This is a genomic window from Agrobacterium sp. 719_389 (assembly GCF_900188475.1).
GTDB lineage: Bacteria > Pseudomonadota > Alphaproteobacteria > Rhizobiales > Rhizobiaceae > Agrobacterium > Agrobacterium radiobacter.
The window spans coordinates 332,758-356,192 of the sequence record NZ_FYEM01000002.1; the positions used below are offsets into that span (position 1 = coordinate 332,758).

A 23,435-nucleotide genomic window follows, 5' to 3' on the forward strand; every position below is an offset into this window, starting at 1 on the left:
CGTTACCTCACCCGGTTGTTGTCGATGAAGGTAAAATCGATATCCTCGCCAAGGCCCGGCCGATCAGGGACATGTACGAAGCCGTCGCGATCCATCGGGTCGGACAGCGACTTCAGATAGTCGTGGCCGTCATCATATTCGAGGAAGGGGTGCAGCAGGCCGCGCTCATACCAGCGGCAATTCTTGGTGGCGGCAACCACATGCAAGTTCATGGCCGTGTTGCCATGCACTTCGCATTCCATGCCGAAAGCCTCGGCCAGATGCATGGTCTTCAGCGCCGGGGTGATGCCGCCGACATCGTTGACGCCGGTGCGCAGAATATCGCAGGCGCCGGCCTTGATCCATTCGGCGCGATGCCAATGCTTGCCGGCTGCGCTTTCCGGGCCGACGACGGGGATATCAAGATTGTCGGAAAGCCACTTGTAAGAGGACAGCGACTGCTCATCCATAGGCTCTTCGATCCAGTCGAAATCGAGTTTTTCGAGGCCGCGGCCAAGCGCCAGCGCGTCGGTGCGGGAATACCAGTGGAAGGCGTCGATCATCAGGCGAATATCGGGACCGACCGCCTCACGCACGGCGGCGCAGGCCTTGAGGTCCATCTTCACATCCGGCGCCCAGCTGACTGGCGGCATCCAGGTGTGCAGCTTGATGCCCTTGTAGCCGCGTTTCACCAGCGTTTCGGCAAAGCGGCCGTAATCTTCAGGTGTCGCCAGCCCACCTTCCAGCTCATCGCCGCACATGATGGAGCCATAGGCCAGCACCTTGTCGCGATAACCGCCGATCAACTTGTATACAGGTTGCCCGAGCGAGCGGCCGGCAAGGTCCCACAGCGCGCAATCCACCACCGCAAGCGTGCGGTCCGTCAGCTGTGCGGCGGAGCCACGCTGCCAGTGGGCAAGGTCCTGCCACAGCCGTTCCCGGTCGCGATGATCCTCACCGATCAGAACTTTCTTGACGAATTTTTCGATGACATGTGGGCGAACGATCTCCGGCGCGGTGAAGGAATGACCTTCCTGACCATCTTCCGTGCGGATGGTCAGCATGGCCTGTTCCACCTGATGCGCCGGACCCGGATGCGCGTGGCCGGCACTGTCCGAGTGCCGACGGGTCGTCGTGCGGAAAACACGGACCTCGACGTCGGTGATGATCATAATTCCTCCCTCATGCAGGTATGGCAGCGTTTGCAGCTGCTGCTATGTCATACATGTATGCGCTATTTGTCAACATGTATGATAATCTGTATTACATGTTGACGCAGGAAATCAAGGCCATTTGCGCATGGTGTTGCACAGGTCTTCTGTGTGAGAGGACGGTGCGGGGAGATTTTATCTCTTCGCAGAAGAAAATCTGGCGGGACGCGTGGGCGCGACCTATGCCAACCGAATTAATCCATAATTTTAGTAGACTATTGAATCGCGCAATGATCTTTCAACAATGACCAGGACTATAAACGAACATGCCGTGCCAGCCGTGCCTGTCGTCATGCATTCTGCGTGAGCATGCGTCGCACTGAGCTGCTGTCCCGCAACAAGGATGGTTGCATCTGCGGCGCTGAGCTTCAACACTCGTTTCCGGATGCACACCATGCCCCTTTCCCATATCTCCCATTTCGCCTTTCTCGTTCCCGGCAATTATCAGGACAACGATCCGGCGCAGGGGCTGGAAGAAACCCTGCAGCTTTTCGAGGCCGGGGAGGCGCTGGGTTATCACAGCGCCTGGGTTCGCCAGCGCCACCTGGAACGGGGTGTTTCCTCGGCGGCCACTTTCCTTGCGGCGGCATCGCAGCGCACCAGCAGGATCGGACTGGGCACCGCCGTCATTCAGCTTGGTTACGAAAACCCCTTCAGGCTGGCGGAAGATCTGGCCACTGTGGATGTGCTGTCGCGTGGGCGGCTGAATGTCGGGGTTTCCGTTGGCGCACCACCCTTCGCCCATCTCATTTCTGACTATGTCGATACGGCGCCCGATGCCGATTACAGCTATGCCCGCGCCGAAAAGCTGGCGCGGGCTCTGAGATCGGAACCGCTGTCCAGCGAGACGGAAGCGGGCAATGCGGCCGGTGCGCAGGTGCCGCGCCTGCGGCCCGTCGCGGAGGGGCTGACGGATCGGTTATGGTATGGCGGCGGATCGCAGAATTCCGCTCGCTGGGCGGGCAAGGCAGGGTTCAATCTTCTGACGGGCAATATCGTCAGCGGCGAAAATACCGATGATTTTCTGATTGCTCAGGCTGCTCTCGTTGCCCGCTTCCGGCAGGAATGGGCGCATGAGCGTCAACCGCGTGTCGCTCTCGGGCGAGTGATCCTTCCGACGGATAGCGCCACCCCCGCGACCCGCCGCCGTTACGAGGAATTCGCCGCCGAGCGCGACAAGCGTACGACCACGGCGCATGGCGCGCGCCGCACGCTTTTCCTGCCCGATATCGTTGGGACGACGGACGAAATTCTGGAGAAACTGTCGCGTGATCCCGTTCTGCCGCTCGTCTCGGAGTTCCGTCTTGAACTACCCTATGAGTTCCAGCCGGAAGATTATCGCCAGATCGTCACGGATTTCGCTTCCGTCCTGCCGCAGCTTTCCGGCGGGCGGCCTGTTTTGAAAGTGGTGACGGGCCAATAATTTCCCGCTTCCGCTATTCCAGCTTTCAGGGGAGCGGCGGACGTGTGGCGCTTCACCTGCGCCACATCCTATTCAGTCTGGATAGGGCAGGCCATAGCGGTCGCGTATCGTCGCGCCTTCGTATTCGCGCGGATAAACGCCGCGATCCTGCAGCACCGGCACAACCTTTTCGGCAAATTCAGCAATATCGTCTGGCGCACGCGGCGGCTGCAGGGTGTAGCCGTCCACCGTGCCATCCTGCCAGAGATCGATGATGCCGTCCGCCACATCTTCCGGTGTGCCGAGCAGCAAACGGTGGTGTCCCTCAGAACGACGCACGGCCTCGCGGGCTGTGAGCTTTTCGTGGGTCAGAAGATCGGAAAGGCCAAGCCCCATGCCCACCGCCCATTGGCGGTTCTGGTCCGGGATGAAGCGTTCTGCATCGAGTTTCGCATCGGGGTTGAAGTCGCGAAGATCAATGCCGTTTTCCCTGGCGAAACGCGCCAGCAGACCGTCTTCCGAACCGGCTCCACTGTATAGTTCGTGTTTGCGCAACGCTTCTTCCCGGGTCTCGCCGAGAATGACGACAAGACCCGGCACGATGCGGATGCCGGAGGGATCGCGGCCGAGAGAGGCAGCGCGGTCGCGGACTTTTTTGCCGAAGGCCTGGCCCGCCGGCCGGGACAATATGTTGCAATAGATGATCTCGCCATGGCGTGCGGCGAGATCGATGCCACCTTCGGAGGCGCCGGCCTGCGCAATGACGGGATGCCCCTGCGGTCCGCGTGGAACGTTGAGCGGGCCTTTTACATGGAAATATTGCCCCTCGTGATCGATGGTTTCGGCCGTCGCCGCATCCCAGAAGCGGTTTTCCGGTACCTCGCCTTCGCGGCGCGGATCCCAGCTCGACCACAGTTTTTTCGCAACATCGAGAAATTCGGTGGCCTTGGCATATCTCTCGTTGCGCGGCGGCAGCGGGTCATTGCCGAAATTGGCGGCGACATTGGGATTGAAAGAGGAGACGATATTGACGATCAGCCGTCCGCCGGTGACGAGATCGATGGACTGGGTTCGTCTGGCAAAGTTGTAGGGCGAATTATAGGTGGAGGATATCGTTGCCACAAAACCGATATCCGGCACCTGCGCGGCAAGTGATGTGGAGAGAATGAGCGGATCGATGGTGTGAAACGGCCGACTTGCCGGGTCGGTCAGCAATGCGGGATGGTCGGAAAGGAAAACGGCGTCAAAACGGCCCTTGTGGGCCAGTTCCGTCAGCCGCCGGTAATATCCGATCTCGTTGATGTCGTGCCGATCTCCGCTCCGGTATTTCCAGGCGTTGGCGAGGTATCCGGTCGTGTTGATGCCGACATTGAGATTGAGCCGGCGTTTGGTCTTGCTCATGCTTTTACTTTTTCTTCTCGGTCTGCTGGGATTTCCGGCCACGGCCGGTGCAATTGCATGAAAGCGTAACAGCCGGGGTTCGGGCCGCGAGTTAAAAATCCTTGCTGCTCGGAGAAGAAAAACTTTCATCAGTAGCGGCGCCCAAGCCGCGGTCGACGTAAGGAGCAGATAGAGGCGCGGTTGGCGATCCGACCCGAAATCCGGCCACTATCGAAAGGATATTCCGTTATCCCGGTGTGGAAGTGACAAGATGGAAACGAATTTCCTCAATCGCGCCTGAAATAGTACACTTTATCTATAGAAAATATCTTGTGGCGTGTAGCGTGCCGTTCAGATCGAAATTTCGAGGATGAACGCCATGGCTGATGCAGCCCTTCGCCAGATAACCCAACCGGTAACCGTGTGGTATACACGCTGCCCGGCGCCCACCCCGCTCTCCATCGCGGCGCAACTCGGCTGGATTGAGGACAGTTTCGCCACCCATGGCATCTCCGTTTCCTCCATTCGCGATGCGGCCGATCCGGCCATTCGCCAGAGCCATTTTGACCATCGTCTGGACTGGTCCTTCCGTCAGGGCGGCAATATCCCGCCGATCTGGGCGAAATCCGGTGGCCGGAAAACCCGGCTGGTGGGGCTGACGAGAACCGATGAGTTTCAGGCCGTCATCGCCTTGCCCGCAAGCGGGATAAGCAAGGGCAGCGACCTGAAGGGGCGGCGCATCGGTTTGCCGAAGCGCCCGAACGAAACCATCGATTTCCAGCGCGCCACATCGCTCAAGGGCATCGTGTCGGCGCTGACGGTCTCGGGTCTTTCCGTCAAGGAGGTCGAGCTTGTCGATCTCACCGCTAAAGAACCGGTGCTGCTCGGCCCGGCGGATGAGCGGTTTCACGGTCTGCGCCGTCGGCTTCCCTATGGCGAAGAAATTGCAGCGCTGTACCGGGGCCAGATCGATGCGTTTTTCGTCAAGGGAGCGGAAGGCGTCACCGTCGCCAATCTCATCGGTGCGCAGGTCGTCGTATCGACGGGCTTTCACCCTGATCCGAAAATCCGCATCAACAACGGCACGCCCCGCCCCTTGACCGTGGACGCCACCTTTGCCGATGAGCGGCCCGATCTGGTGACGGAGCTGGTGGCTACGGTTCAGCGCGTCGCCCAATGGGCGAATGACAATCCGGCCGAAGCCGTGCGTTTCATCGCCCGCGAGATCGGCGTCAGCGAGGAGGCGGTGATTGCCGCGAATGGCACGGATGTGCATCGCAATCTGAGGCTCGATCTCGATCCGGCCGAACTGGATGCGCTCAGCCACTTCAAGGATTTCCTGCTGGAATGGAAATTCATCCCCGAAGATTTCGATGTGCAGGAATGGGCTGATCCACGCGCTCTTTCTTTACTGCAAAACGCCACGAAACACAGCGCCGGAAAGTGAGGGAGCCATGGCATCCACCATTCTTGTGACAGGTGCAACCGGCAAGCTCGGACAACGGGTCGTCAGCCGTCTTTTGCAAAGTCAGGCAGAGGTTCGCGTGCTGGCCCGCCGGCGAGAGGGCGCGCTGAAGCTCTGGGGCGACAGGGTCGATATTTCGGAAGGTAATTTTTCTGATCCGGCCAGCCTGAAGGAGGCGGCGCGGGGAATAGACCGGGTGTTCCTGCTTTCCCCCATCGGAGAGACGCTCGCGGCGGACCAGAAGGCGGTCATCGATTCAGCACTTTCCGCCGGTGTATCGCGGATTGTGAAAATATCCGGTTCCGACTGGACCATAAAAAATGCCGCGCGCTCCATTTCGGGGGCGGCCCATAGGGAGGTGGAACAGCATCTGGCTGCTAGCGGCATCGCGCATGCGGTGCTGCGACCGAACGCCTGGATGCAGGTTGCACTGGAGCCCGTTGTCGCCGCGCTGCGCAAGGGGGAGGATGTGCCCGCCCGCTTTGGCGATGCGGCCGTCTCCTTCATTGATGCCGACGATATTGCCGACGTTGCGGTTCACTCCCTGACATCAAGCGCGCTGGTTTCAGGTACTTTTGTGCTGACCGGCAGCGAAGCCCTGACGGCGATGGAAATCGCCCGCATCGCGGCGCGTATCCTGCATCGCCCTGTCGGCATTTCGCATCATGCCGCCCCGGCCTTTTCGCCCCCTATCAGCGCCTTTGAACAGAGGGCGATCGGTGAGTTCGGAGAGCTCATCCGCGAAGGTCTCGCGGCATCTGTCACCGATACCATCCACCAGATTACGGGCCGTCTACCCCGCGGCATCGAAGATTATCTGCGCGCCCGGCTGGCGACGACCGCCCCGCAGGGCGAAAATTCCGAGGGAGAAAAGACATGGCGCTGACCGTTCCATTGCCCGAAGGTCCCGAGCTGAAAGGTCTTGAACTGAAAAGCCCGGCCGATTTTGAAGACAGCCCGCTCAGCCGCGCGGTAAAGCAGCCGCTGATGCTGGGCCTGTTCCTCAATCTGCAGGACATCAATTTCTCCAGCCTGCCGACCAGCAACAGCTGGACCTTCGATTACAACGTCGAACTGGTGAAGCGTGCGGAAGAGCTTGGTTTCGAAATTGCTTTCAGCCGAACGCAGTGGCTGCCCAAGGGTGGTTATGACGGCGAATCCTCGCTTGACAGCTTCATCGCGCTCGGCGCCATGGCGGCGGTCACGAAGAGCATTTTGCTGATCTCCACCCTCCATGTTCTCTATGGGCCTCTGCATCCGTTGCATCTCGCCAAATATGGCGCGACGCTGGACCACATTGCTAGAGGACGATGGGGCATCAACATCGTCACCGGCCACCGCGCCGTTGAGCATGAAATGTTCGGCTGGCAGCGGATCGACCACGACAAGCGTTACGACATGGCCGGCGAATTGTTCGATGTGCTTCATCGCCTGTGGGGCGAAACCGAAAATTTCTCCTATGAAGGCAAGCTCAATCCCTGGGCGATCAACAATGGCTGGATCACGCCGAAACCCGCCTTCGGCCGCCCGCCGCTGGTGACGGCGACCGGTTCGCCCGCTGGCATCGATTTCGCGGCGCGTCACTCCGATCTGGTTTTCGTCACCTCGCCCGGCGGTGCGCATATAGACAGTGCGCTGGAAACGCTTCCCGATCATGTCGCCACCATCAAGAACCGCGCCAGGGCCTATGGCCGGCAGGTGAAGACACTTATCAACCCGATCATCGTCAGCCGCGACACGGAGAAAGAGGCGATCGCCTATGCCGACGCCATCGAAGCGGGAAAACCGCAGCCCGGCACGCGCGCCTTCGCCACCAATAATTACGACAGCGACGCACATGCCTGGCGCGGCCGCGGCGATGTGCGCCACAAGCAGGGCCGCAATCTCGGCGGCAATATCGAAATCATCGGTTCGCCGGAGCAGGTGGTCGAGCAGCTTGTCGGTCTGAAAAAGGCGGGGATCGATGGCGTTCAGCTCAATTTCTACGATTTCCGCGAAGACCTCGACTATTTCGCCGAGCGCATTCTGCCCTTGATGAAGGAGGCTGGCCTGAGGCTCTGACGTCTTTCCAGCCCTGATTTTCCATATCCGAAGCCAACCCTTCGCAATCGCCCGATTGCGAAAACGATATTTTTTTTGCCCTGAGGAGATACCGTGAATATCGCCGTCGATCCCATCAAAACGCCCGCTCCTGAAATCCTTGATCGGATCGGGACCTATGTTCCCGAACTCGTCTCCATCCGCCACGATCTGCACCAGCATCCCGAAATCGGTTTCGAGGAGGTGCGTACCTCCGGCATCGTCGCCGAAAAGCTCGCTTCATGGGGCATCGAGGTCCATCGCGGTTATGGCAAGACCGGCGTGGTCGGTGTGCTGCGCGGCCGGCATGCGGGCAACCGCTCCATCGGGCTGCGGGCCGATATGGATGCCCTGCCGATGCCGGAGGAAACCGGTCTGCCCTATGCGTCCGTCTATCCCGGCAAGTTCCACGGCTGCGGGCATGATGTGCACACCACCATCCTGCTCGGCACCGCCCGCTATCTGGCGGAAACCCGCGATTTTGCCGGCACAGTGGTGTTCATTTTCCAACCGGCCGAGGAGGGGCTGGGCGGTGCGCGCGCCATGATTGCTGACGGGCTGTTCAAGGATTTTCCCGTTGACGAGATTTACGGGCTGCACAATTCCACCCATGCCGCGCCCAATCACCTGAAGGTTTCGCCGGGTACCATTCTGGCAGGAGCGGATTTCTTCGATATCCGGTTGAAGGGCAGGGGCGCTCACGCTGCGCATCCCGATGTCTCGCGCGATCCGGTGCCGGCGACGGGTGAGCTTATCCAGGCGCTGCAGACCATTGTCAGCCGAAACGTGTCGCCGACCGATCCTGCCGTGCTGTCGATCACGCGTATCGAGGCGGGATCAGCCTATAACGTCATTCCCGAAACGGCCGCGATTGCCGGAACGGTGCGGGCCTTTTCCGACAGCGTGCGCGAAATCATAAGACAGCGCATCCGCACCATCTCGGATCACGTTGCCGCGGCTCACGACCTCACTGCCGAAGTGGATATTCGCGACATATTCTCGGTCCTGACTAATGATGACGCATCGGTGGATATCGTCGCGGGCGTGGCGCGCGAGGTTTTGGGAGACGAGCGCGTTTCCACGGAGCCTGGCCGCTTCATGGGCAGCGAGGATTTCGCCGATCTCCTGAAACACGCACCCGGCGCGTTTTTCACGCTTGGCCATTCCGGCACCGTGCCCGCCCATAATCCCGGTTTTATCGTTGACGACGACATCCTGCCCGTCGGCGCCACCTTGTTTGCCCGGCTGGTGGAGACCCGGCTGAAGGCTGCCTGAAAATTCTAAAAACAAATCTGCAAGAGGAAACATCCATGGATATTACAAGACGTAAGACATTGCTTCTGAGTGCTGCCCTTGCCGGGGTCGTGCTGCTGCCGTCCTTGCCGGTGCTGGCGTCGGAAACGCCGAAAAAAGGCGGGATCGTTACCCTTGCAGGCCTTGGTGAGCCGACGACGCTGGTGCCGCTTTCCGATTCCAACACACGAACCCGCGCCATCTCCACGAAAATCCTCGAAGGACTGGTACGGTTCGACAGCGAGTTCAAACCGCATCCGGTTCTAGCCGAAAGCTGGGAAACTTCCGACGACGGGCTGCGCTACACTTTCAAGCTGCGCAAGGGCGTCAAATGGCATGACGGCAAGGATTTCACGTCGCAGGACGTCAAATTTTCCCTGCTGGCCTTCAAGAAAGTTGGCCCGCGCGGACGCATCACCTTTGCCAATATTGCCGATATCGAAACGCCCGACCCGCTGACGGCCGTGGTGGTGCTTTCCAAACCCGCACCCTATCTCTTGAGGGCGCTGACGGGCGGCGAAACGCCCATTCTGCCGGCTCATGCCTATGCTTCGGAAAACTACAATGAGAGCCCGAACGGCAATGCGCCCGTTGGCACCGGCCCCTTCGTGTTTGAGGAATGGAAACGCGGCAGTTTTGTGAAGCTGAAGAAGAACCCGAACTACTGGCAGGCCGATCTGCCCTATCTCGACGGGTTCGTGGCGCGCTTCGTCGCCGATGCGGCCTCCACCACCATTTCAGTCGAAACCGGTGAGGCGGATTACACCGCCGATGTCTCCTACAGCGATCTGGAGCGGTTGCGGCAAAATCCGAAACTTGCGGTGGAGGTCTATACCGACGCCTATCTCAACAACGCCGCCATATTCGAGTTCAATCTGGAGAACCCGATCCTCGCGAAGAAGGAAGTCCGCCAGGCGCTTGCCCATGCCATCGATCGCGATTTCATCAACGATGCCATCTTCTTCGGTACGGCCAAACCAGCCGGTTCAAACATCCCCGCGGTTTTCGCCGCCTATAATGACGAAAAGCCCTTCACCTATCCCTTTGATCTCGCCAAAGCGAACGAGTTGCTGGACAAGGCGGGTTATCCGAAGGGCGCGGATGGCACCCGCTTTTCGCTGCGGCTAGCCTTCCTGCCGTCAGACGTCTTCCGCAAGACCTCCGAATATCTGCGTTCATCCTTCGGCAAACTGGGCGTGAAGGTGGATATCGTCGAAGGCGATCTCGCCACCTTCATCAAGCGCGTTTACACCGAGCGCGGTTTTGACCTGACGGTGAACGGCATCAGCCGACTGTTCGATCCGACCGCGGGCGTGCAGCGCCTCTATTGGTCCGACGGCATCAAGAACCCCGCGCCCTATGTCAATGCCGCCCACTACAACAACCCCAGGGTGGACGATCTTTTCCGTGCCGCTGCGATTGAAGTGGATGAAACGAAACGGGCGGGGCAGTTCCACGACATCCAGAAAATCACCGGCGACGAATTGCCGAATTTCTCTATCGTCGCCCTGCCGACCGTCATTCTGCGCAACACCAGCCTCCGGTCCCTCGTGACGACCATCGACATTGCCTATGGCGATCTGTCTACGGCGTGGAAAAGCGAGTGAGGGAGAAAATCTGACGATCCGGCGGAGCGAGAGTGATGACGAACTTTCCTCCACGTTCGACGTCATCCTCGGTCTTGTACCGAGGATCTGCCACGGCATCCTAATCTTGTCGATTGCAGATGCTCGGGGCAGGCCCGAGCATGACGAAGGAGAGGTTTTTCCCCACTGTCAGCCAATATTAACCCGGCAATTTTGCCGGGTTTTTTATTGTCGAAATCCACCCTCGATCCTTTTTTGCCTTCGCGCAGCAACGCTGTTTTCGGGAAAAACGTTGCGTGCGCCAAGGTCTGGCCGGAACAGTGATGCCTGTTATCGGATCTCTAAAAAAATCAAATTCTTCAATAGTTTAGCGCGAAGGAATTCTTCGTTTCAAAGCAAGAATAGCTTTCTGGACCTCTGCTTTTCCCGCCTGCACTGTGTTCATGAAATCTCACCCGCAAATGATGGACGCCATGGCCAAGGATACGCTTTTTTTGATCGCACCCGGTTTTGAGGACCCCAAGCACCCCGGTGTCCGCTTCGTCTGCCCGCATTGTAACCAGATCGAAGGCCTGCTTGCCGCTTTTCCGGATCTTGCCGCTGGTATCGATATTCACCGAGTCGGTTTTCAGCGCCCGCGCGAGGCGGTCATCGCCGCCGTGGGGGAGGAAAACCAGTCGCTGCCGGTACTCATCTTTGCTGGCGATGCACCCGGTGACGCGACCGCAAGGAGCGGCACGCACTTCATTCAGGACACCAAACGTATTTTGCAAATCCTCGCCGAGCGTCACGGGTTCCCGCAGCTGCATTGAGCTTCCGCACGTCACATTTTTCCGGAGACAGACATGACCTTTTCCCGACGCCAGTTTCATAAAATTGCACTCGCCGCCGGCGCATTCGTGGCGCTTCCGGGCGGCTCTTTCGCTGCCGCCGAAGAGCCGGTTTCGGGCGGCACGCTCAAGATCGTTTATTTTCCCGAGCCGACCCAGCTCGTGGCGATCAATACCAGCGCGGGCGGCCCGCAATTCATCGGTTCGAAGATTTACGATGGGCTTTTGACTTATGACTACGAGCTTTCTCCCAAGCCGAGCCTTGCCAGGGAATGGAGCGTTTCGGCCGACGGGCTGGAATATGTCTTCCACCTGCAGCCGAAGGCGAAGTTTCATGACGGCAAACCGGTGACATCGACTGATGTGGAATTTTCCATCCTGCGGCTGAAGGAGGCCCATCCGCGTGGCCGGGCGACTTTCGCAAATGTCGAGAGCGTCGATACCTCCGATCCGCTTGTTGCGAAGGTGAAACTTTCCAAGCCGGCGCCGGGCCTGATCACGGCGCTCGCCTCCTCGGAATCGCCTGTTGTGCCGAAGCACATCTTCGAGACCTTCAAACCGACTGATAATCCGAAGCCGGCGCAAATCATCGGCAGCGGTCCCTTCGTGCTGAAGGAATGGGTGCCGGGCAGCCATATTCTGCTGGAGAAAAATGCCGATTACTGGGATGCGCCGCGCCCTTATCTCGACCGCGTCATCATCCGCCTCATCAATGATGCGGGGGCGCGCGCTGCGGCGCTGGAAACGGGGGAAGGCGACATTGGCCCCAACCCCGTCGCTCTTGCCGATCTGGAACGGCTGAAATCCATCCCGACGCTGAAGGTGGATGACCGCATCTATGCCTATGCCGGCCAGCAGAACCAGCTGGTGATCAATCTTGAGAACGAATATCTGAAGGAATTGAAGGTCAGGCAGGCCATCGCCCATGCCATTGATGTGCCGGCCCTTATCGATACCGTGCTCTACGGTTATGCCGTGCCGTCGCCGACGCCGATCAGCCCCGGCCTTGCGAAGTTCCACAATCCGGATATCGGTTTTGCCAAATTCGACGTCGCGCTGGCGGAAAAACTGCTGGACGAGGCGGGCTTTCCGCGCAAGGATGGCGGCAAGCGCTTCAAGCTCAGGGTAACCACCAACCCGTTCAATCCGCAGACCTATTCGGATTTCATCGCGCAGGCGCTTTTGAAGATTGGTATCGAGGCGGATATCCAGAAGTTCGATTTCGGCACCTATGTGAAGGTCGTTTATACCGACCGCGCCTGGGATCTTTCGGTGGAATCCCTCTCCAATACCTTCGATCCGACGGCCGGCGTGCAGCGCGTCTACTGGAGCAAGAACTTCAAGATCGGCCTGCCGTTCTCGAATGCCAGCCATTACGCCAATCCGGAAGTCGACCGACTGCTGGAAGCGGCGGCGGTGGAGCCTGACATCGAGAAGCGCGCCGCCTTCTTCAAGGAATTTCAGGCCGTTGTCGCCAAGGATCTTCCCGTCATCAATCTGGTCTCACCCATCCAGCCGGTCGTCGGCAGCGTTCGCATCAAGGGTTATGCGACCGGGGCGGAGGGGCTGAGCGGCAATCTCGCCAAGGCCTGGGTGACGAAGGAGGTGTGAGCGCCTCCCCACCTCTCGTTTCAAGCCGCGTCAAAGTTGAAAAGGGTTCATCGCCATGAGCAGAAAATCCGAGAAGCTGGTCCTCAATGCGTTCATCTATCCGGGCGGACATCATGAGGCGGCCTGGCGGCATCCGGACTCGGAGCCCCACCGCGTCACCGACATAAAGCTCTATCAGGATATCGCCCGCAAGGCCGAGGCGGCAAAGCTGGACGCCATCTTCTTTGCCGATGCGCCGGTGCTGGACGCCAATATTCGCTATGCCGCCCGCCACCGGCTGGAGCCGATCACCATGCTGGCGGCTCTGGCCGCCGTCACCGAAAAGATAGGCTTCATCGCCACGGCGTCCACTACCTATTACGAGCCGTATAATCTTGCCCGGCTGTTCGCTTCGGTCGATCATATCAGCGGCGGCCGCGTGGGCTGGAACATCGTGACGACCTCGGCGGATGCGGCGGCCGGCAACTTTAACCTCCAGAAGCATCCGCCGCATGCCGATCGATACCGTCAGGCTATTGAATTTGTCGACGTGGTGACGAAGCTCTGGGATAGCTGGGAAGATGACGCCATCGTAGCAGACAAGGAGAGCGGTCTATTTGCCGAGACTGACCGCATCCATCCCGCCAATCATGACGGCGAATTTTACCGGGTGCGCGGCGCGCTGAATGTGCCCCGTTCACCGCAGGGACGGCCGGTTTACGTGCAGGCCGGCTCCTCGGAGGAAGGGCGCGGCTTTGCCGCCCATTATGCCGAGGCAATCTTTACCGCGCATCAGACTTTGGAGAGTGCGCGGTCTTTTTATTCCGATATCAAGCGGCGGGTCGCGGCCACCGGACGCAACCCCGCCCATGTGAAAATCCTGCCGGGTATCAGCCCCTTCATCGCTTCCACGGAAGAGGAGGCGCGCAAGCTGGAGGCTTCCTTCAACGATCTCATCCAGCCGGCCTTTTCGCTCAAGCAATTGCAGCGCATCACCGGCATAGATCTCTCCTCCGCCGATCTCGACAAGCCTTTGCCAAAAGAGGCCGTGGAAGCGACGCGGGCGCAGGCGGACAGCAGCCGCCATCAGCTGGTTCTCGATGTCATCGACAGGGAAAATCCGACGATCCGGCAATTGCTGCACCGGCTTGCCGGCGGGCGCGGCCACAAGGTGATTTCGGGAACGCCGGAACAGGTGGCGGACTGGATAGAGAACTGGTTCCGCGAAGGCGCTGCCGACGGTTTCAACATCATGCCGCCCTGGCTGAACGGTGGGTTTGACATCTTCGTGGATGAGGTGGTGCCAATCCTGAAACGGCGCGGTCTGTTCCGCGAGGAATATGAGGGTGATACGCTGCGTGATCACTATGGCCTGCCCCGGCCGGAAAACATTTACGCGGCAAGAGAGTTGCAAAGGGAACGCGCCTGAGGTGGGACGGGCGTGTTCAGGCGGCGGCCTCAAGAGAGCGCATATCCTCGCGCAACAAAGCGAGTAGAGATGCAACCTCCGGCAGCCGCCGCCTGTCAGGACTGGTCAACAGGTGATAACGGCTGGCGGTCGGTTGCGGCGTGCCAAAGGGGGCGATCAGCCGCCCGGTTTTCAGGTCTTCGGAAATCAGCGAGTGACGCACAAGACCAATGCCGTGGCCGGATGAAATCGCTTCTATCAGTGCGGTCTGGCGTGAAAAACGCGGACCCGTCGCCGAAAGCCGGAGTGGAATGCGGCAGGCGCGAAGCCAGTTTGCCCATTCGAATGCCGGGTCCAGGCCATTGCCGCGCAGCATAGCAAAGCCGAGTTCCCGCAACCGCTCCGGTTCGCCTGCAAGCCCATGGCGGGTCGCGAAATCCGTCGTGCAGACGGCGCTGACCGTATCGGTGAAAAGTGGCTCATGGATGAAACCGGGAATTTGCACCGGGGTAGCGACGATCGCGCAATCGGCATCGAAATGGGTGAGGTCGATGGCTTCACCATCAAGGGATTCGATGGAAAGCTCGACGTCTCCCAGCGCCGGAACGATATTTCCTAGCCGCGGTGCCAGCCAGCGGGCGGCAAAGCAGCCCTCGGCCAGAACCTTCAGCTGCGGTCGGGCGTTCGAAACCATCAGGTCGGAAAGGCTGCCGATCATGGTCTCGAAGGCATCTGCAAGGCCGGGATAAAGCGCGCTGCCAGCGTCAGTCAACAGCAACTCACCGCGCTGGCGGCTGAAAAGCGGCTGACCGAGATGGGTTTCGAGAATGCGGACCTGCTGGCCGATGGCAGCGGTCGAAACATGCAGTTCCTCCGCCGCCCGCGAAAAGCTGGCGTGGCGGGCGGCCACGACAAAGGCGCGCAAGGCCGTCAGCGGCGGCAGCCGGGAAAGTGTCGGCAGGCGAAAAGCCGTCCGGCTCCCGGCGGGAGCGACAAACTCCGTTCTCATTGCTAATTCTCCATTGCCGCCTGTATCCTCCGCATGGTCAGAATACCCGGCCTTCCCTAAGGTGCGTCGTGGTGCCGTTGAGGTAATAGTCACCGATCACGCGAGCCTTGTGGGCAAGCGGATTGTGGTTGTAGACCGTGCGGATGTTGCGCCAGTGACGGTCGAAATTCCGCTCGCTTGACGTTGCCGAGCCACCACCGAGTTCGTAGAGATTGGTGGCGACCGTCAGCGAAAGCTGCGAGGCGATGATCTGGGTGCGGGCGGTGGCGAGCGAACCCTCAAGCAAAGCCGCTTCTATCGCCTCTTCGTCGCCGCTGGCGAAGGCTGCGGCGGTCCGGTCGAGCGTTCTTGCCGCCTCGCGGATCAGGGTCTTGACCGCGAAAGCGCCGGCGCTGATTTCGCCGAGCATCTTCTGCACGAAGGGATCCTGATTGGCTGTTTCCGCGCTGCTGTGGAGCGTGGTGCGCGCCTGCCGCAAGACATAATCGACGCCGTCCTTGAGCGCACCCTGAACCGCGCCGGCGGCGGAGGCGGCGAGATGCAGCTGCCGCATGGCCGAGCTGTGGCGGCCGATCTGGCTGCCGAGCTTGCGGGTCGTCAACTCATGCGGCAGCACTTCGACATTCTCAAGCAGGACGCCGCCGCTCGCCGTCATGCGCTGGCCCATGCTGTCCCAGTCATCGAGAATGGTGATGCCGGTGCGATCAAGCGGAATGAGCACGCCGATCGGCTGGCCGTCGTCACCGATGGCGCTGAAGGTGCCGAAATCGGCAAAGGCCGTGCCGGTCGCATACCATTTGCGGCCATTCAGGCGATAACGCTCGCCGTCGGCGCTGAGACGCGTGGTGATTTCACCGGGGCGCTTGGTGCCCTGTTCGGTGCTGGCGCCCGCGAAGAGCTTGCCGGCGAGAACATGTTCGAGATGCCGCCGGTCCTCCAGTTCGATGGGGGAGAGAGCGAGGTTCTCTGTGAAATTGAAATGGCTGCGAAGTGCGTGCGGAATATTGCTGTCGGCCTCGCCGAGGATCATCAGCACCTCGATGTAGTCCGCAATCGAGCCGCCCGGTCCGCCCTTGGCTTCGGGAATACGCAGCGTACCGATCTTCGCCTCCTTGATAAGGGCGAAGATGTCGAAGGGAAGTTCCCGCTGGCGTTCGCGACGGGCGGCATCCTTTGCCGCAATAGCCGCAATGTCCTTTGCCCGGGCCAGAATTTCGTCCCGGCTCGGCACGCCGGCATTGTCGGTGGTGGTTGTCTGCAGTTTCGGATTGGACATTGCGCTTTTCCCTGAGCGGATGTGAGAGCCTGCGGCACGGTCGCGCCGCAGGCATGTTCGTCTGTGGACGATCAGGCGACAGCGCGCGGCTTCAGCGCCGGGCGGTGTGCCGGTTCGATATTGCGCGGCACGCGGCCTTCAACGGGATGGCTCGGATCGTTGAAACCGGGTGTGGAGGGATGGCCTGTCGTGACGAGGCTATCGACCAGCGCCTCATCTTCCGCATCGATCTTCACATCGAGGGCGCGAACGTAGCCGTCCCAATGCTCCTCGGTGCGCGGGCCGGTGATCGCGGCGGTGACGAACTTGTTGTTCAGCACCCAGGCGAGCGCGAAATCCGCTGCCGAAACGCCCTTCGCTGCGGCGTGCGCCGCAACCTTCTGGGCGATTTCGACCGATTCCGGACGCCATTCCGTTTCCAGAACACGCTTGTCGCCACGGCCGACGCGGGTATCGGCGCCCGGCTGCTCGCCCGGCTGATATTTGCCTGTCAGCACACCGCGTGCGAGCGGCGAATAGGACACCACGCCAAGACCATAATGATTGGCGGCCGGCAGCTGCTCGGCCTCCGCCGTGCGGTTGACGATGTTGTAGAGCGGCTGGCTGGCGATAGGCCGGTCGATGCCGAGCTGATCGGCCAGATGCGAAATTTCGGCGATGCGCCAGCCGCGGAAGTTCGAAACGCCGAAATAGCGCAGCTTGCCTGCACGGATAAGATCGGCAATGGCGCGCACCGGCTCTTCCAGCGGCGCGTCGAAGACCGCGCGGTGGAAATAGAGAATATCGATGTAATCGGTGTTGAGGCGGCGAAGCGAATTCTCGACTGTTTCGATCACCCACTTGCGCGAATGTCCGCCGAGGTTCGGACCCTTGGTATGGGAGTTGACGAATTTCGTCGCCAGAACCCAGTGATCGCGACTGGCCTTGATGCCGCGGCCGACAACTTCTTCCGACTTGCCGTCGTGATAGACATCGGCTGTGTCGATGAAATTGATGCCCTGCTCGCGCGCCTTGTCGATGATGCGGAACGCCACGTCATCCGGCGTCGGGCCTCCGAACATCATCGTGCCGAGGCTCAGCGGTGAAACTTTCAGCGCGCTGCGTCCGAGATAGCGATAGTCGACCATTATGGTTGCTCCTTCAGTTTATTGGGTATGGTGGCAAGCCACGGCGTGGTTCTTGCCGAAAAGGGTGTAGTCCGGCGCTTTTTCGCGACAGAGATCGGTGGCGAGCGGGCAGCGGGTGTGAAACCGGCAGCCGGATGGCGGGTCGTGCGGGCTCGGCAGATCACCGGAAATGGGGGCTGCCTGCTTGCGGCGAGCGGGATCGGGAACGGCTGCGAGAAGCGCACGGGTATAGGGGTGTTTCGGCGACGCCCAGAGTTCCGATGTCGGTGCGCTTTCGACGATCTTGCCGAGATACATGACCAGCACGCGATCGGAAAAATAACGCACCACGGACAGATCGTGGGAAACGAAGAGATAGGAGAGCGAAAGCCGCTTCTTCATCTCCACCAGAAGGTTGAGAATCTGCGCCTGTATCGACAGATCGAGCGCCGAGACCGGCTCGTCGCAGACGACCAGTTCCGGCTCCAGAACGAGCGCGCGGGCAATGCCGATGCGCTGGCGCTGACCGCCGGAAAATTCATGCGGATAACGGTCGAGCGAATCCGCTGGCAGACCGACTTGCGTAACGATGGCTTCGACAATCTCCCGCTGGCGCGCCCGGTCGCCGATGCCATGCACCTTCAGCGGGCCGGTGAGGATGGTGCGCACCGTCTGGCGCGGGTTGAGCGAGGCGAAGGGGTCTTGAAAGATCATCTGGATGCGGCGACGGATGCCGCGCAGTTCGGACGATGTCATTGCCGTGACGTCGGCGCCCTTGAAGGTGATCCGGCCCGAAGACGGCTCGACCAGCCGCATCAGCGACTTGCCGAGCGAGGATTTGCCGCAGCCGGATTCACCCACGAGCGCCACGGTCTCGCCCGCTTCGATATTGAGCGAGACGTCATCGACGGCGCGCACGGTGCCGCGTCCGCCCGTGTAATGGGTGGACAGGCTATGCACTGACAAGAGCGTCATCGGATACTTCCTTGGATGTGGGAGCAACGAAGGGGCAGGCGGCGTAACGACCTTCCGAAATATGCCGCAGCGGCGGTACGAACTGCCCGCAGAAACCGCGGGCGCTCGGACAGCGTGGTCGGAAGGCGCAGCCGCGCTCCCCCGTGGCGGAAACGATGGAACCCGGAATTTCAATGAGCGGCCCGTCGCGATAATGCTGGCCATCTTCCGCGCGCGGAGAGGCCGCAAGCAGACCGCGCGTATAGGGATGGTAGGGGTTCGAGAAAACCGGTTCCGGCAATCCCTCCTCCACCTTGCGGCCGGCATACATGACCATCACCCGGTCGGCCCATTGGGCCACGATGCCGAGATCGTGGGTGATGAGGATGACGGCCATGTTGAGATCGCGGCGCAGATTGTCGAGCAGCTGGAGGATCTGCGCCTGTATCGTCACGTCGAGCGCGGTTGTCGCCTCGTCGGCGATCAGCAGTTTTGGATTGCAGGCGACGCCGATGGCGATCATGACGCGCTGGCGCATGCCGCCGGAAAGCTGATGCGGATAATCATCCACCCGGCGGCGGGCGTCGGGAATATTGACCAGTTCCAGAAGCTCGATTGCGCGTTTGCGCGCCTGATACCGGTCGATCCTTTCATGGATGCGCAGCACCTCGATGATCTGTTCGCCGACCGTCAGCACCGGGTTCAGCGACGTCATCGGTTCCTGAAAGATCATGCCGATATCGCGGCCGCGAATGCCGCGCCATTGCCGCTCGGAAAGCGGCAGAAGATCGCGGCCTTCGAGCAGAACCCGACCGCCCGTCTTGGCGTTTGATGGCAGGAGGCCGATCAGGCCGAGCGCCGTCAGGGATTTGCCGGAGCCGCTTTCGCCGACAATGGCCAGCATTTCACCCGGGCTGACGTCGAAACTGACGCCTTTTACAGGCTGGGCCGAGCCGAAGCTGACGGACAGATCATGGACTTCAATCAGTTTGCTCATCGGCGTTCCTCCGAAAAACGGGGGTTGAGCGCATCGTTGAGGCCGTCGCTGATGAGGTTCAGCGAAATGACGGTGAAGACGATGGCAAGGCCGGGAAGGGCGGTCAAGTACCAGGCGGTGCGGATGACATCGCGGCCGGAACCGATCATCGACCCCCAGGAGACGCGGTTGGGGTCGCCAAGCCCCATGAAGGAAAGGGCTGCTTCCATGAGGATCGCGCCCGCCACCATGACGGAGGACGTGACGATGATAGGCGGTAGCGCGTTGGGCAGGATTTCCTGAAAGACGATGCGCGCATGGCCGTAACCGAGGCTGCGGGCGGCGAGCACATAGTCCTTTTCGCGGATGGCGCGGAATTCCGCGCGGGTAAGGCGCGCCACCAGCGGCCAGGTGATGATGCCGATAGCCGATGTGACCGTGGTGACGGAGGGCTGAGCGATGGCGACGAGCACGACGAGCAGCACGAAATTCGGCAGGGTCTGGAAGATTTCGATCAGCTTCACGAGGATATCGTCGATGACACCGCCGAAGTAACCGGCGAAGGCGCCAACGGCGATGCCGATCGTCAGCCCGATCAGCGTCGCCACGACACCGACGGTGAGCGAGATACGCGCGCCGTGCACAATGCCGGCCAAAACATCCCGGCCCATGGAATCGGTGCCGAGCGGATAGGCGGCATTCTGGCCGGGCCAGAGGAACGGGCGGGCCACCATTTCCAGGGGATCACCCGGGTAGATCAAGGGGGCGATGAGTGCGGTGATGATGACGGTGGCGAGAAACAGCAGGCCGACGATGGCGTTGGGATTGGTGAGGAAAATCTTCAGTTCCCGCCGCAGGCCGCGCCGAGGCACGGAGACGGAGCGGGCCGAAAGTGCATCCGGCGCATGGATATAGGGCCAGACTTTTTCTTCCGGCTTTTTCGGTCTGGGATTGGTCTCTTCAGCGCCGAGTTCGGCCGTGTCGAGAACCGCTGACGTATGGGAGGAATTCATCGGCTTTCTCCGATGCGGGGGTCAAGCCATGCCTGCAACAGGTCCACGGCCGCATTGACGATGATGACGACGAGGGAAGAGAGCAGCAGAATGCCGAGCAGCACGCTGAAATCGCGCGCCATGACGGCTTCGAAAGCAAGACGGCCAAGGCCGGGCCAGCTGAAGACGGTTTCAACCACGACAGCGCCGCCGAGCAGGCCGCCAATGTGCATGCCGGCCATGGTGGTGATGGGGATGAGCGCGTTGCGCAGGATATGGCGTGTGGTGAGCCTGATCGGCGAAACGCCCTTGGCGCGGGCCGTGCGTACATAGTCCTGCGATTTCACTTCCAGCATCGCCGCACGGGTGAGGCGGGCATAGATGGCGAGAAAATAAAGCGCCAGCGACAGGGCAGGGAGAACGATATAGCGAAGCCTGTCGAGAAAGGCTGCAAAACCGGTAAGACTGCTGCCAATGGTGCTGTCACCGCCGGACGGAAGCCAGCCGAGCTTCACCGAAAAGGTCAGGATCAGCATCAGGCCGATCCAGAAGCCCGGCACGGAATAAAAGATCAGCGATCCGATCGAAATGATCCGGTCCGGCAGCTTGCCGGAAAACAGCGCCATGATGGAGCCGAGGAACACGCCGACGAAAATCGCAATACCAAGCGCCGCGCCCATCAGCGCGAGCGTGCCCGGCAGACGCTGGCCGATGAGATCGGCCACCGGCATGCCGTAACGGGGCGAAAAGCCGAGGCTGAACTGCGCGAGATTGCCGAGATAATTCATCAGCTGATGCAGAACGGGCAGGTCCAGTCCGAAACGATTGCGGATTTCCGCCATGGTCTCGACCGTCGCCGAACCCGCTTCCGCCGCCAGCACATCGGCCGCATCACCCGGCGCGAGCTGTAGCAGGAAAAAGTTCAGAATGACGATACCGAGAACCGTCGGAATGGCCTGAATGGCCACCCGCCTCGCCTGCGATAAAATCCTTTTCGAATTCGACATCGGCTCCAGTCCGTAAGCGTGAAATCATGAAATCGGGGCCCGTTGGGGTATTGGTATTAGTTGACTAATTTTATGGAATTTGTCAAAGAGTAATAGAATTATTTTCTGAAATTTACGGAAATAAGCGCCATAAAGAAAAGATAATTCCTATTTATGAGAATGGTTGGTTCTTCATGCCAAACGCGCTCTCGTCTGCGGAACAAACTTCTTCCTAAGCGCAACTGTTGAGTTTTGCCGGTTTTTCGCCGGTTCAATCAAGGAGAGGGTATCGAATGACTGTTTTCAACCAGACGACGCGGCGTGGATTTCTGCTGGCGTCGGTGGCGCTTGGTGTGGTGTCGTTGCCAGGGCTGAAGCTAGAGGCCGCAGAGCCGGCCCGTGGCGGCACTGCCACGCTACTGATCTCGTCGGAGCCGCCGGTACTGACGACGATTGCGCACACGGCCTATAATTCCGTCTATATATCGCCCAAGGTCACCGAAGGGCTGCTGACCTATGATTTCGATCTCAATCCCAAACCGCTCCTGGCCAAATCATGGGATGTGAGCGCGGATGGCCTTCGTTACAGCTTCAAGCTGAGGCCCGGCGTGAAATGGCATGACGGCAAGCCCTTCACCTCCGCCGATGTGGCATTCTCCATCAATACCATCAAGGAAGTGCATCCGCGCGGCCGCAATACATTCCTGAATCTCATTGCTGTCGAGACGCCGGACGAACTGACGGCGGTTCTGGTTCTTTCCAAACCCGCACCGTACCTCATAACGGCGCTTGCGGCGGCCGAAACGCCAATCGTGCCGAAACATCTTTATGAGGGTACGAAGGTGACCGAAAATCCGGTCAATCTTGCACCCATCGGCACCGGACCCTTCAAGTTCAAGGAGTGGGTGCGCGGCAGTCATATCGTTTTTGAGCGCAATGCCGCTTATTGGGATGCGCCGCGTCCCTATCTCGACAAGCTCATCGTCCGCTTCATTCCTGACGCTTCTGCCCGCGCGATTGCCATTGAAACCGGCGAGATCGATCTCGCCCCCAGCACGCCGGTCGCCTATAGCGATCTCGACCGGCTGAAGGAACTGCCGAGCCTCGGCTTCGAGACCAATGGCTATCAATATACCAACTCGATCAGCCGCGTGGAATTCAACCTCGAAAAGGACGTGTTCAAGGATGTACGCGTTCGCCGCGCCTTCGCGCATGTGATTGACCGCAACGTCATCTTCAACACGGTTAATTACGGTTATGGCGCGACGATCACCGGCCCGATCAATCCGAAGCTGACGAAATGGTTCGTGGATGATCTGAAAACCTATCCGATCGATCTGAAGGCGGCGGAAGCGTTGCTGGATGAGGCCGGATACAAGCGCGGCGCGGATGGCATCCGTTTCAAGCTCAATCTGGATTATGTGCCGAGCACCGAAGCCTATCCGCGTGGTGCGGACTATATTCGCCAGGCGCTGGCGAAGGTCGGCGTGGATGTGACGGTGCGGACGCAGGATTTCGCCACCTATACCAAACGCATCTACACGGATCGCGATTTCGATTTTGCCTATGAGGGCATGAGCAATCTCTTCGATCCGACTGTCGGTGTGCAGCGGCTTTACTGGTCCAAGAACTTCAAGAAGGGCGTACCCTTCTCCAATGGTGCGGCTTACAGCAATCCCAAGGTGGATGCGCTGCTGGAGGCCGCAGCCATCGAGATCGATCCGGACAAGCGCGTCGCGCAATGGAAGGAAATCCAGCAGATTCTCGTCGATGATGTGCCGGCAATCGATATCGTCGCAGCACCCGAGATTACCATCTTCAACAAGCGCATTTCCGATCACACCATCGGCGCAGAAGGCGTGGCGGGAAGCCTCGCTTTCGCGCATATCGCCGCATCCTGATCGTCTCGCCAA

At 60.0% G+C, this 23,435-nt stretch carries 19 protein-coding genes; 10 read left to right on the forward strand and 9 right to left on the reverse strand.

Features of this window, described 5'->3' with window-relative positions:
• Positions 1-2 precede the first annotated feature (2 nt).
• Entirely contained in the window at positions 3-1,151 is a 1,149-nt protein-coding gene (locus CFB10_RS05290; protein WP_020012026.1) for a mandelate racemase family protein, read from the reverse strand.
• A 433-nt stretch (positions 1,152-1,584) separates the two neighbouring features.
• On the opposite strand from CFB10_RS05290, the gene CFB10_RS05300 reads away from it, so the two are divergent.
• The gene (locus CFB10_RS05300) at positions 1,585-2,613 is read left to right on the forward strand and encodes an LLM class flavin-dependent oxidoreductase (RefSeq protein ID WP_026363995.1); all 1,029 of its coding nucleotides are present in this window, start codon (positions 1,585-1,587) and stop codon (positions 2,611-2,613) included.
• A gap of 72 nt (positions 2,614-2,685) precedes the next feature.
• Here the strand turns inward: CFB10_RS05300 and CFB10_RS05305 are convergent, their stop codons facing one another.
• Complete coding sequence (locus CFB10_RS05305) at positions 2,686-3,993, reverse strand: NtaA/DmoA family FMN-dependent monooxygenase (RefSeq protein WP_020012023.1); 1,308 nt, start codon at positions 3,991-3,993, stop codon at positions 2,686-2,688.
• 358 nt (positions 3,994-4,351) lie between these two features.
• Here CFB10_RS05305 and CFB10_RS05310 point away from each other — a divergent pair, with 358 nt between their 5' ends.
• From CFB10_RS05310 to CFB10_RS05345, 8 genes are all read left to right on the forward strand, one after another.
• Positions 4,352-5,419 carry an ABC transporter substrate-binding protein gene (locus CFB10_RS05310; protein ID WP_026363994.1) on the forward strand — a complete coding sequence of 356 codons (1,068 nt, stop codon included), beginning with the start codon at positions 4,352-4,354 and terminating at the stop codon, positions 5,417-5,419.
• A 7-nt stretch (positions 5,420-5,426) separates the two neighbouring features.
• On the forward strand, positions 5,427-6,323 hold the full coding sequence (locus CFB10_RS05315; RefSeq protein WP_020012021.1) for an NAD(P)H-binding protein: 897 nt from the start codon (positions 5,427-5,429) through the stop codon (positions 6,321-6,323).
• On the forward strand, positions 6,314-7,498 hold the full coding sequence (locus tag CFB10_RS05320) for an LLM class flavin-dependent oxidoreductase (protein ID WP_020012020.1): 1,185 nt from the start codon (positions 6,314-6,316) through the stop codon (positions 7,496-7,498). Before CFB10_RS05315 ends, CFB10_RS05320 begins: the two co-directional genes overlap by 10 nt.
• 93 nt (positions 7,499-7,591) lie before the next feature.
• The gene (locus CFB10_RS05325) at positions 7,592-8,791 is read left to right on the forward strand and encodes a M20 aminoacylase family protein (protein ID WP_020012019.1); all 1,200 of its coding nucleotides are present in this window, start codon (positions 7,592-7,594) and stop codon (positions 8,789-8,791) included.
• A gap of 35 nt (positions 8,792-8,826) precedes the next feature.
• Positions 8,827-10,416, forward strand: a complete 1,590-nt coding sequence (locus CFB10_RS05330; RefSeq protein ID WP_026363993.1) for an ABC transporter substrate-binding protein — start codon at positions 8,827-8,829, stop codon at positions 10,414-10,416.
• A 440-nt stretch (positions 10,417-10,856) separates the two neighbouring features.
• Positions 10,857-11,207 carry a DUF3088 domain-containing protein gene (locus tag CFB10_RS05335; protein ID WP_020012017.1) on the forward strand — a complete coding sequence of 117 codons (351 nt, stop codon included), beginning with the start codon at positions 10,857-10,859 and terminating at the stop codon, positions 11,205-11,207.
• Between the two features lie 33 nt (positions 11,208-11,240).
• Positions 11,241-12,836 (forward strand): ABC transporter substrate-binding protein, encoded by a 1,596-nt coding sequence (locus tag CFB10_RS05340; protein ID WP_020012016.1) that lies wholly within the window; start codon positions 11,241-11,243, stop codon positions 12,834-12,836.
• A gap of 55 nt (positions 12,837-12,891) precedes the next feature.
• Positions 12,892-14,244, forward strand: coding sequence for an LLM class flavin-dependent oxidoreductase (locus tag CFB10_RS05345; RefSeq protein WP_020012015.1), 1,353 nt, complete (start codon positions 12,892-12,894; stop codon positions 14,242-14,244).
• Between the two features lie 16 nt (positions 14,245-14,260).
• On the opposite strand, the gene CFB10_RS05350 is transcribed toward CFB10_RS05345, so the two are convergent.
• The 7 genes from CFB10_RS05350 to CFB10_RS05380 all read right to left on the reverse strand — a co-directional run bounded on the left by CFB10_RS05350 (position 14,261) and on the right by CFB10_RS05380 (position 21,543).
• The gene (locus CFB10_RS05350) at positions 14,261-15,232 is read right to left on the reverse strand and encodes a LysR substrate-binding domain-containing protein (protein WP_020012014.1); all 972 of its coding nucleotides are present in this window, start codon (positions 15,230-15,232) and stop codon (positions 14,261-14,263) included.
• Between the two features lie 37 nt (positions 15,233-15,269).
• A complete protein-coding gene (locus CFB10_RS05355) occupies positions 15,270-16,508 on the reverse strand; it encodes an acyl-CoA dehydrogenase family protein (RefSeq protein WP_020012013.1) in 1,239 nt (412 codons plus the stop codon).
• A gap of 71 nt (positions 16,509-16,579) precedes the next feature.
• Positions 16,580-17,635, reverse strand: coding sequence for an aldo/keto reductase (locus CFB10_RS05360; protein WP_020012012.1), 1,056 nt, complete (start codon positions 17,633-17,635; stop codon positions 16,580-16,582).
• Between the two features lie 18 nt (positions 17,636-17,653).
• Positions 17,654-18,589 (reverse strand): ABC transporter ATP-binding protein, encoded by a 936-nt coding sequence (locus tag CFB10_RS05365; RefSeq protein WP_026363991.1) that lies wholly within the window; start codon positions 18,587-18,589, stop codon positions 17,654-17,656.
• On the reverse strand, positions 18,567-19,565 hold the full coding sequence (locus CFB10_RS05370; RefSeq protein WP_020012010.1) for an ABC transporter ATP-binding protein: 999 nt from the start codon (positions 19,563-19,565) through the stop codon (positions 18,567-18,569). The genes CFB10_RS05365 and CFB10_RS05370 overlap by 23 nt, the downstream gene beginning before the upstream one ends.
• Positions 19,562-20,557 carry an ABC transporter permease gene (locus CFB10_RS05375; protein WP_020012009.1) on the reverse strand — a complete coding sequence of 332 codons (996 nt, stop codon included), beginning with the start codon at positions 20,555-20,557 and terminating at the stop codon, positions 19,562-19,564. Before CFB10_RS05375 ends, CFB10_RS05370 begins: the two co-directional genes overlap by 4 nt.
• Positions 20,554-21,543 (reverse strand): ABC transporter permease, encoded by a 990-nt coding sequence (locus tag CFB10_RS05380; RefSeq protein WP_020012008.1) that lies wholly within the window; start codon positions 21,541-21,543, stop codon positions 20,554-20,556. Before CFB10_RS05380 ends, CFB10_RS05375 begins: the two co-directional genes overlap by 4 nt.
• A gap of 272 nt (positions 21,544-21,815) precedes the next feature.
• On the opposite strand from CFB10_RS05380, the gene CFB10_RS05385 reads away from it, so the two are divergent.
• The gene (locus CFB10_RS05385; RefSeq protein ID WP_020012007.1) at positions 21,816-23,423 is read left to right on the forward strand and encodes an ABC transporter substrate-binding protein; all 1,608 of its coding nucleotides are present in this window, start codon (positions 21,816-21,818) and stop codon (positions 23,421-23,423) included.
• Positions 23,424-23,435 lie beyond the last annotated feature (12 nt).

Bases quoted from the DNA above. Each gene is read 5' to 3' on its own strand.
- CFB10_RS05290 (WP_020012026.1), bottom strand. From the start codon at position 1,151: ATGATCATCACCGACGTCGAGGTCCGTGTTTTCCGCACGACGACCCGT.
- CFB10_RS05300 (WP_026363995.1), top strand. From the start codon at position 1,585: ATGCCCCTTTCCCATATCTCCCATTTCGCCTTTCTCGTTCCCGGCAAT.
- CFB10_RS05305 (WP_020012023.1), bottom strand. From the start codon at position 3,993: ATGAGCAAGACCAAACGCCGGCTCAATCTCAATGTCGGCATCAACACG.
- CFB10_RS05310 (WP_026363994.1), top strand. From the start codon at position 4,352: ATGGCTGATGCAGCCCTTCGCCAGATAACCCAACCGGTAACCGTGTGG.
- CFB10_RS05315 (WP_020012021.1), top strand. From the start codon at position 5,427: ATGGCATCCACCATTCTTGTGACAGGTGCAACCGGCAAGCTCGGACAA.
- CFB10_RS05320 (WP_020012020.1), top strand. From the start codon at position 6,314: ATGGCGCTGACCGTTCCATTGCCCGAAGGTCCCGAGCTGAAAGGTCTT.
- CFB10_RS05330 (WP_026363993.1), top strand. From the start codon at position 8,827: ATGGATATTACAAGACGTAAGACATTGCTTCTGAGTGCTGCCCTTGCC.
- CFB10_RS05335 (WP_020012017.1), top strand. From the start codon at position 10,857: ATGATGGACGCCATGGCCAAGGATACGCTTTTTTTGATCGCACCCGGT.
- CFB10_RS05340 (WP_020012016.1), top strand. From the start codon at position 11,241: ATGACCTTTTCCCGACGCCAGTTTCATAAAATTGCACTCGCCGCCGGC.
- CFB10_RS05345 (WP_020012015.1), top strand. From the start codon at position 12,892: ATGAGCAGAAAATCCGAGAAGCTGGTCCTCAATGCGTTCATCTATCCG.
- CFB10_RS05350 (WP_020012014.1), bottom strand. From the start codon at position 15,232: ATGAGAACGGAGTTTGTCGCTCCCGCCGGGAGCCGGACGGCTTTTCGC.
- CFB10_RS05355 (WP_020012013.1), bottom strand. From the start codon at position 16,508: ATGTCCAATCCGAAACTGCAGACAACCACCACCGACAATGCCGGCGTG.
- CFB10_RS05360 (WP_020012012.1), bottom strand. From the start codon at position 17,635: ATGGTCGACTATCGCTATCTCGGACGCAGCGCGCTGAAAGTTTCACCG.
- CFB10_RS05365 (WP_026363991.1), bottom strand. From the start codon at position 18,589: ATGACGCTCTTGTCAGTGCATAGCCTGTCCACCCATTACACGGGCGGA.
- CFB10_RS05370 (WP_020012010.1), bottom strand. From the start codon at position 19,565: ATGAGCAAACTGATTGAAGTCCATGATCTGTCCGTCAGCTTCGGCTCG.
- CFB10_RS05375 (WP_020012009.1), bottom strand. From the start codon at position 20,557: ATGAATTCCTCCCATACGTCAGCGGTTCTCGACACGGCCGAACTCGGC.
- CFB10_RS05380 (WP_020012008.1), bottom strand. From the start codon at position 21,543: ATGTCGAATTCGAAAAGGATTTTATCGCAGGCGAGGCGGGTGGCCATT.
- CFB10_RS05385 (WP_020012007.1), top strand. From the start codon at position 21,816: ATGACTGTTTTCAACCAGACGACGCGGCGTGGATTTCTGCTGGCGTCG.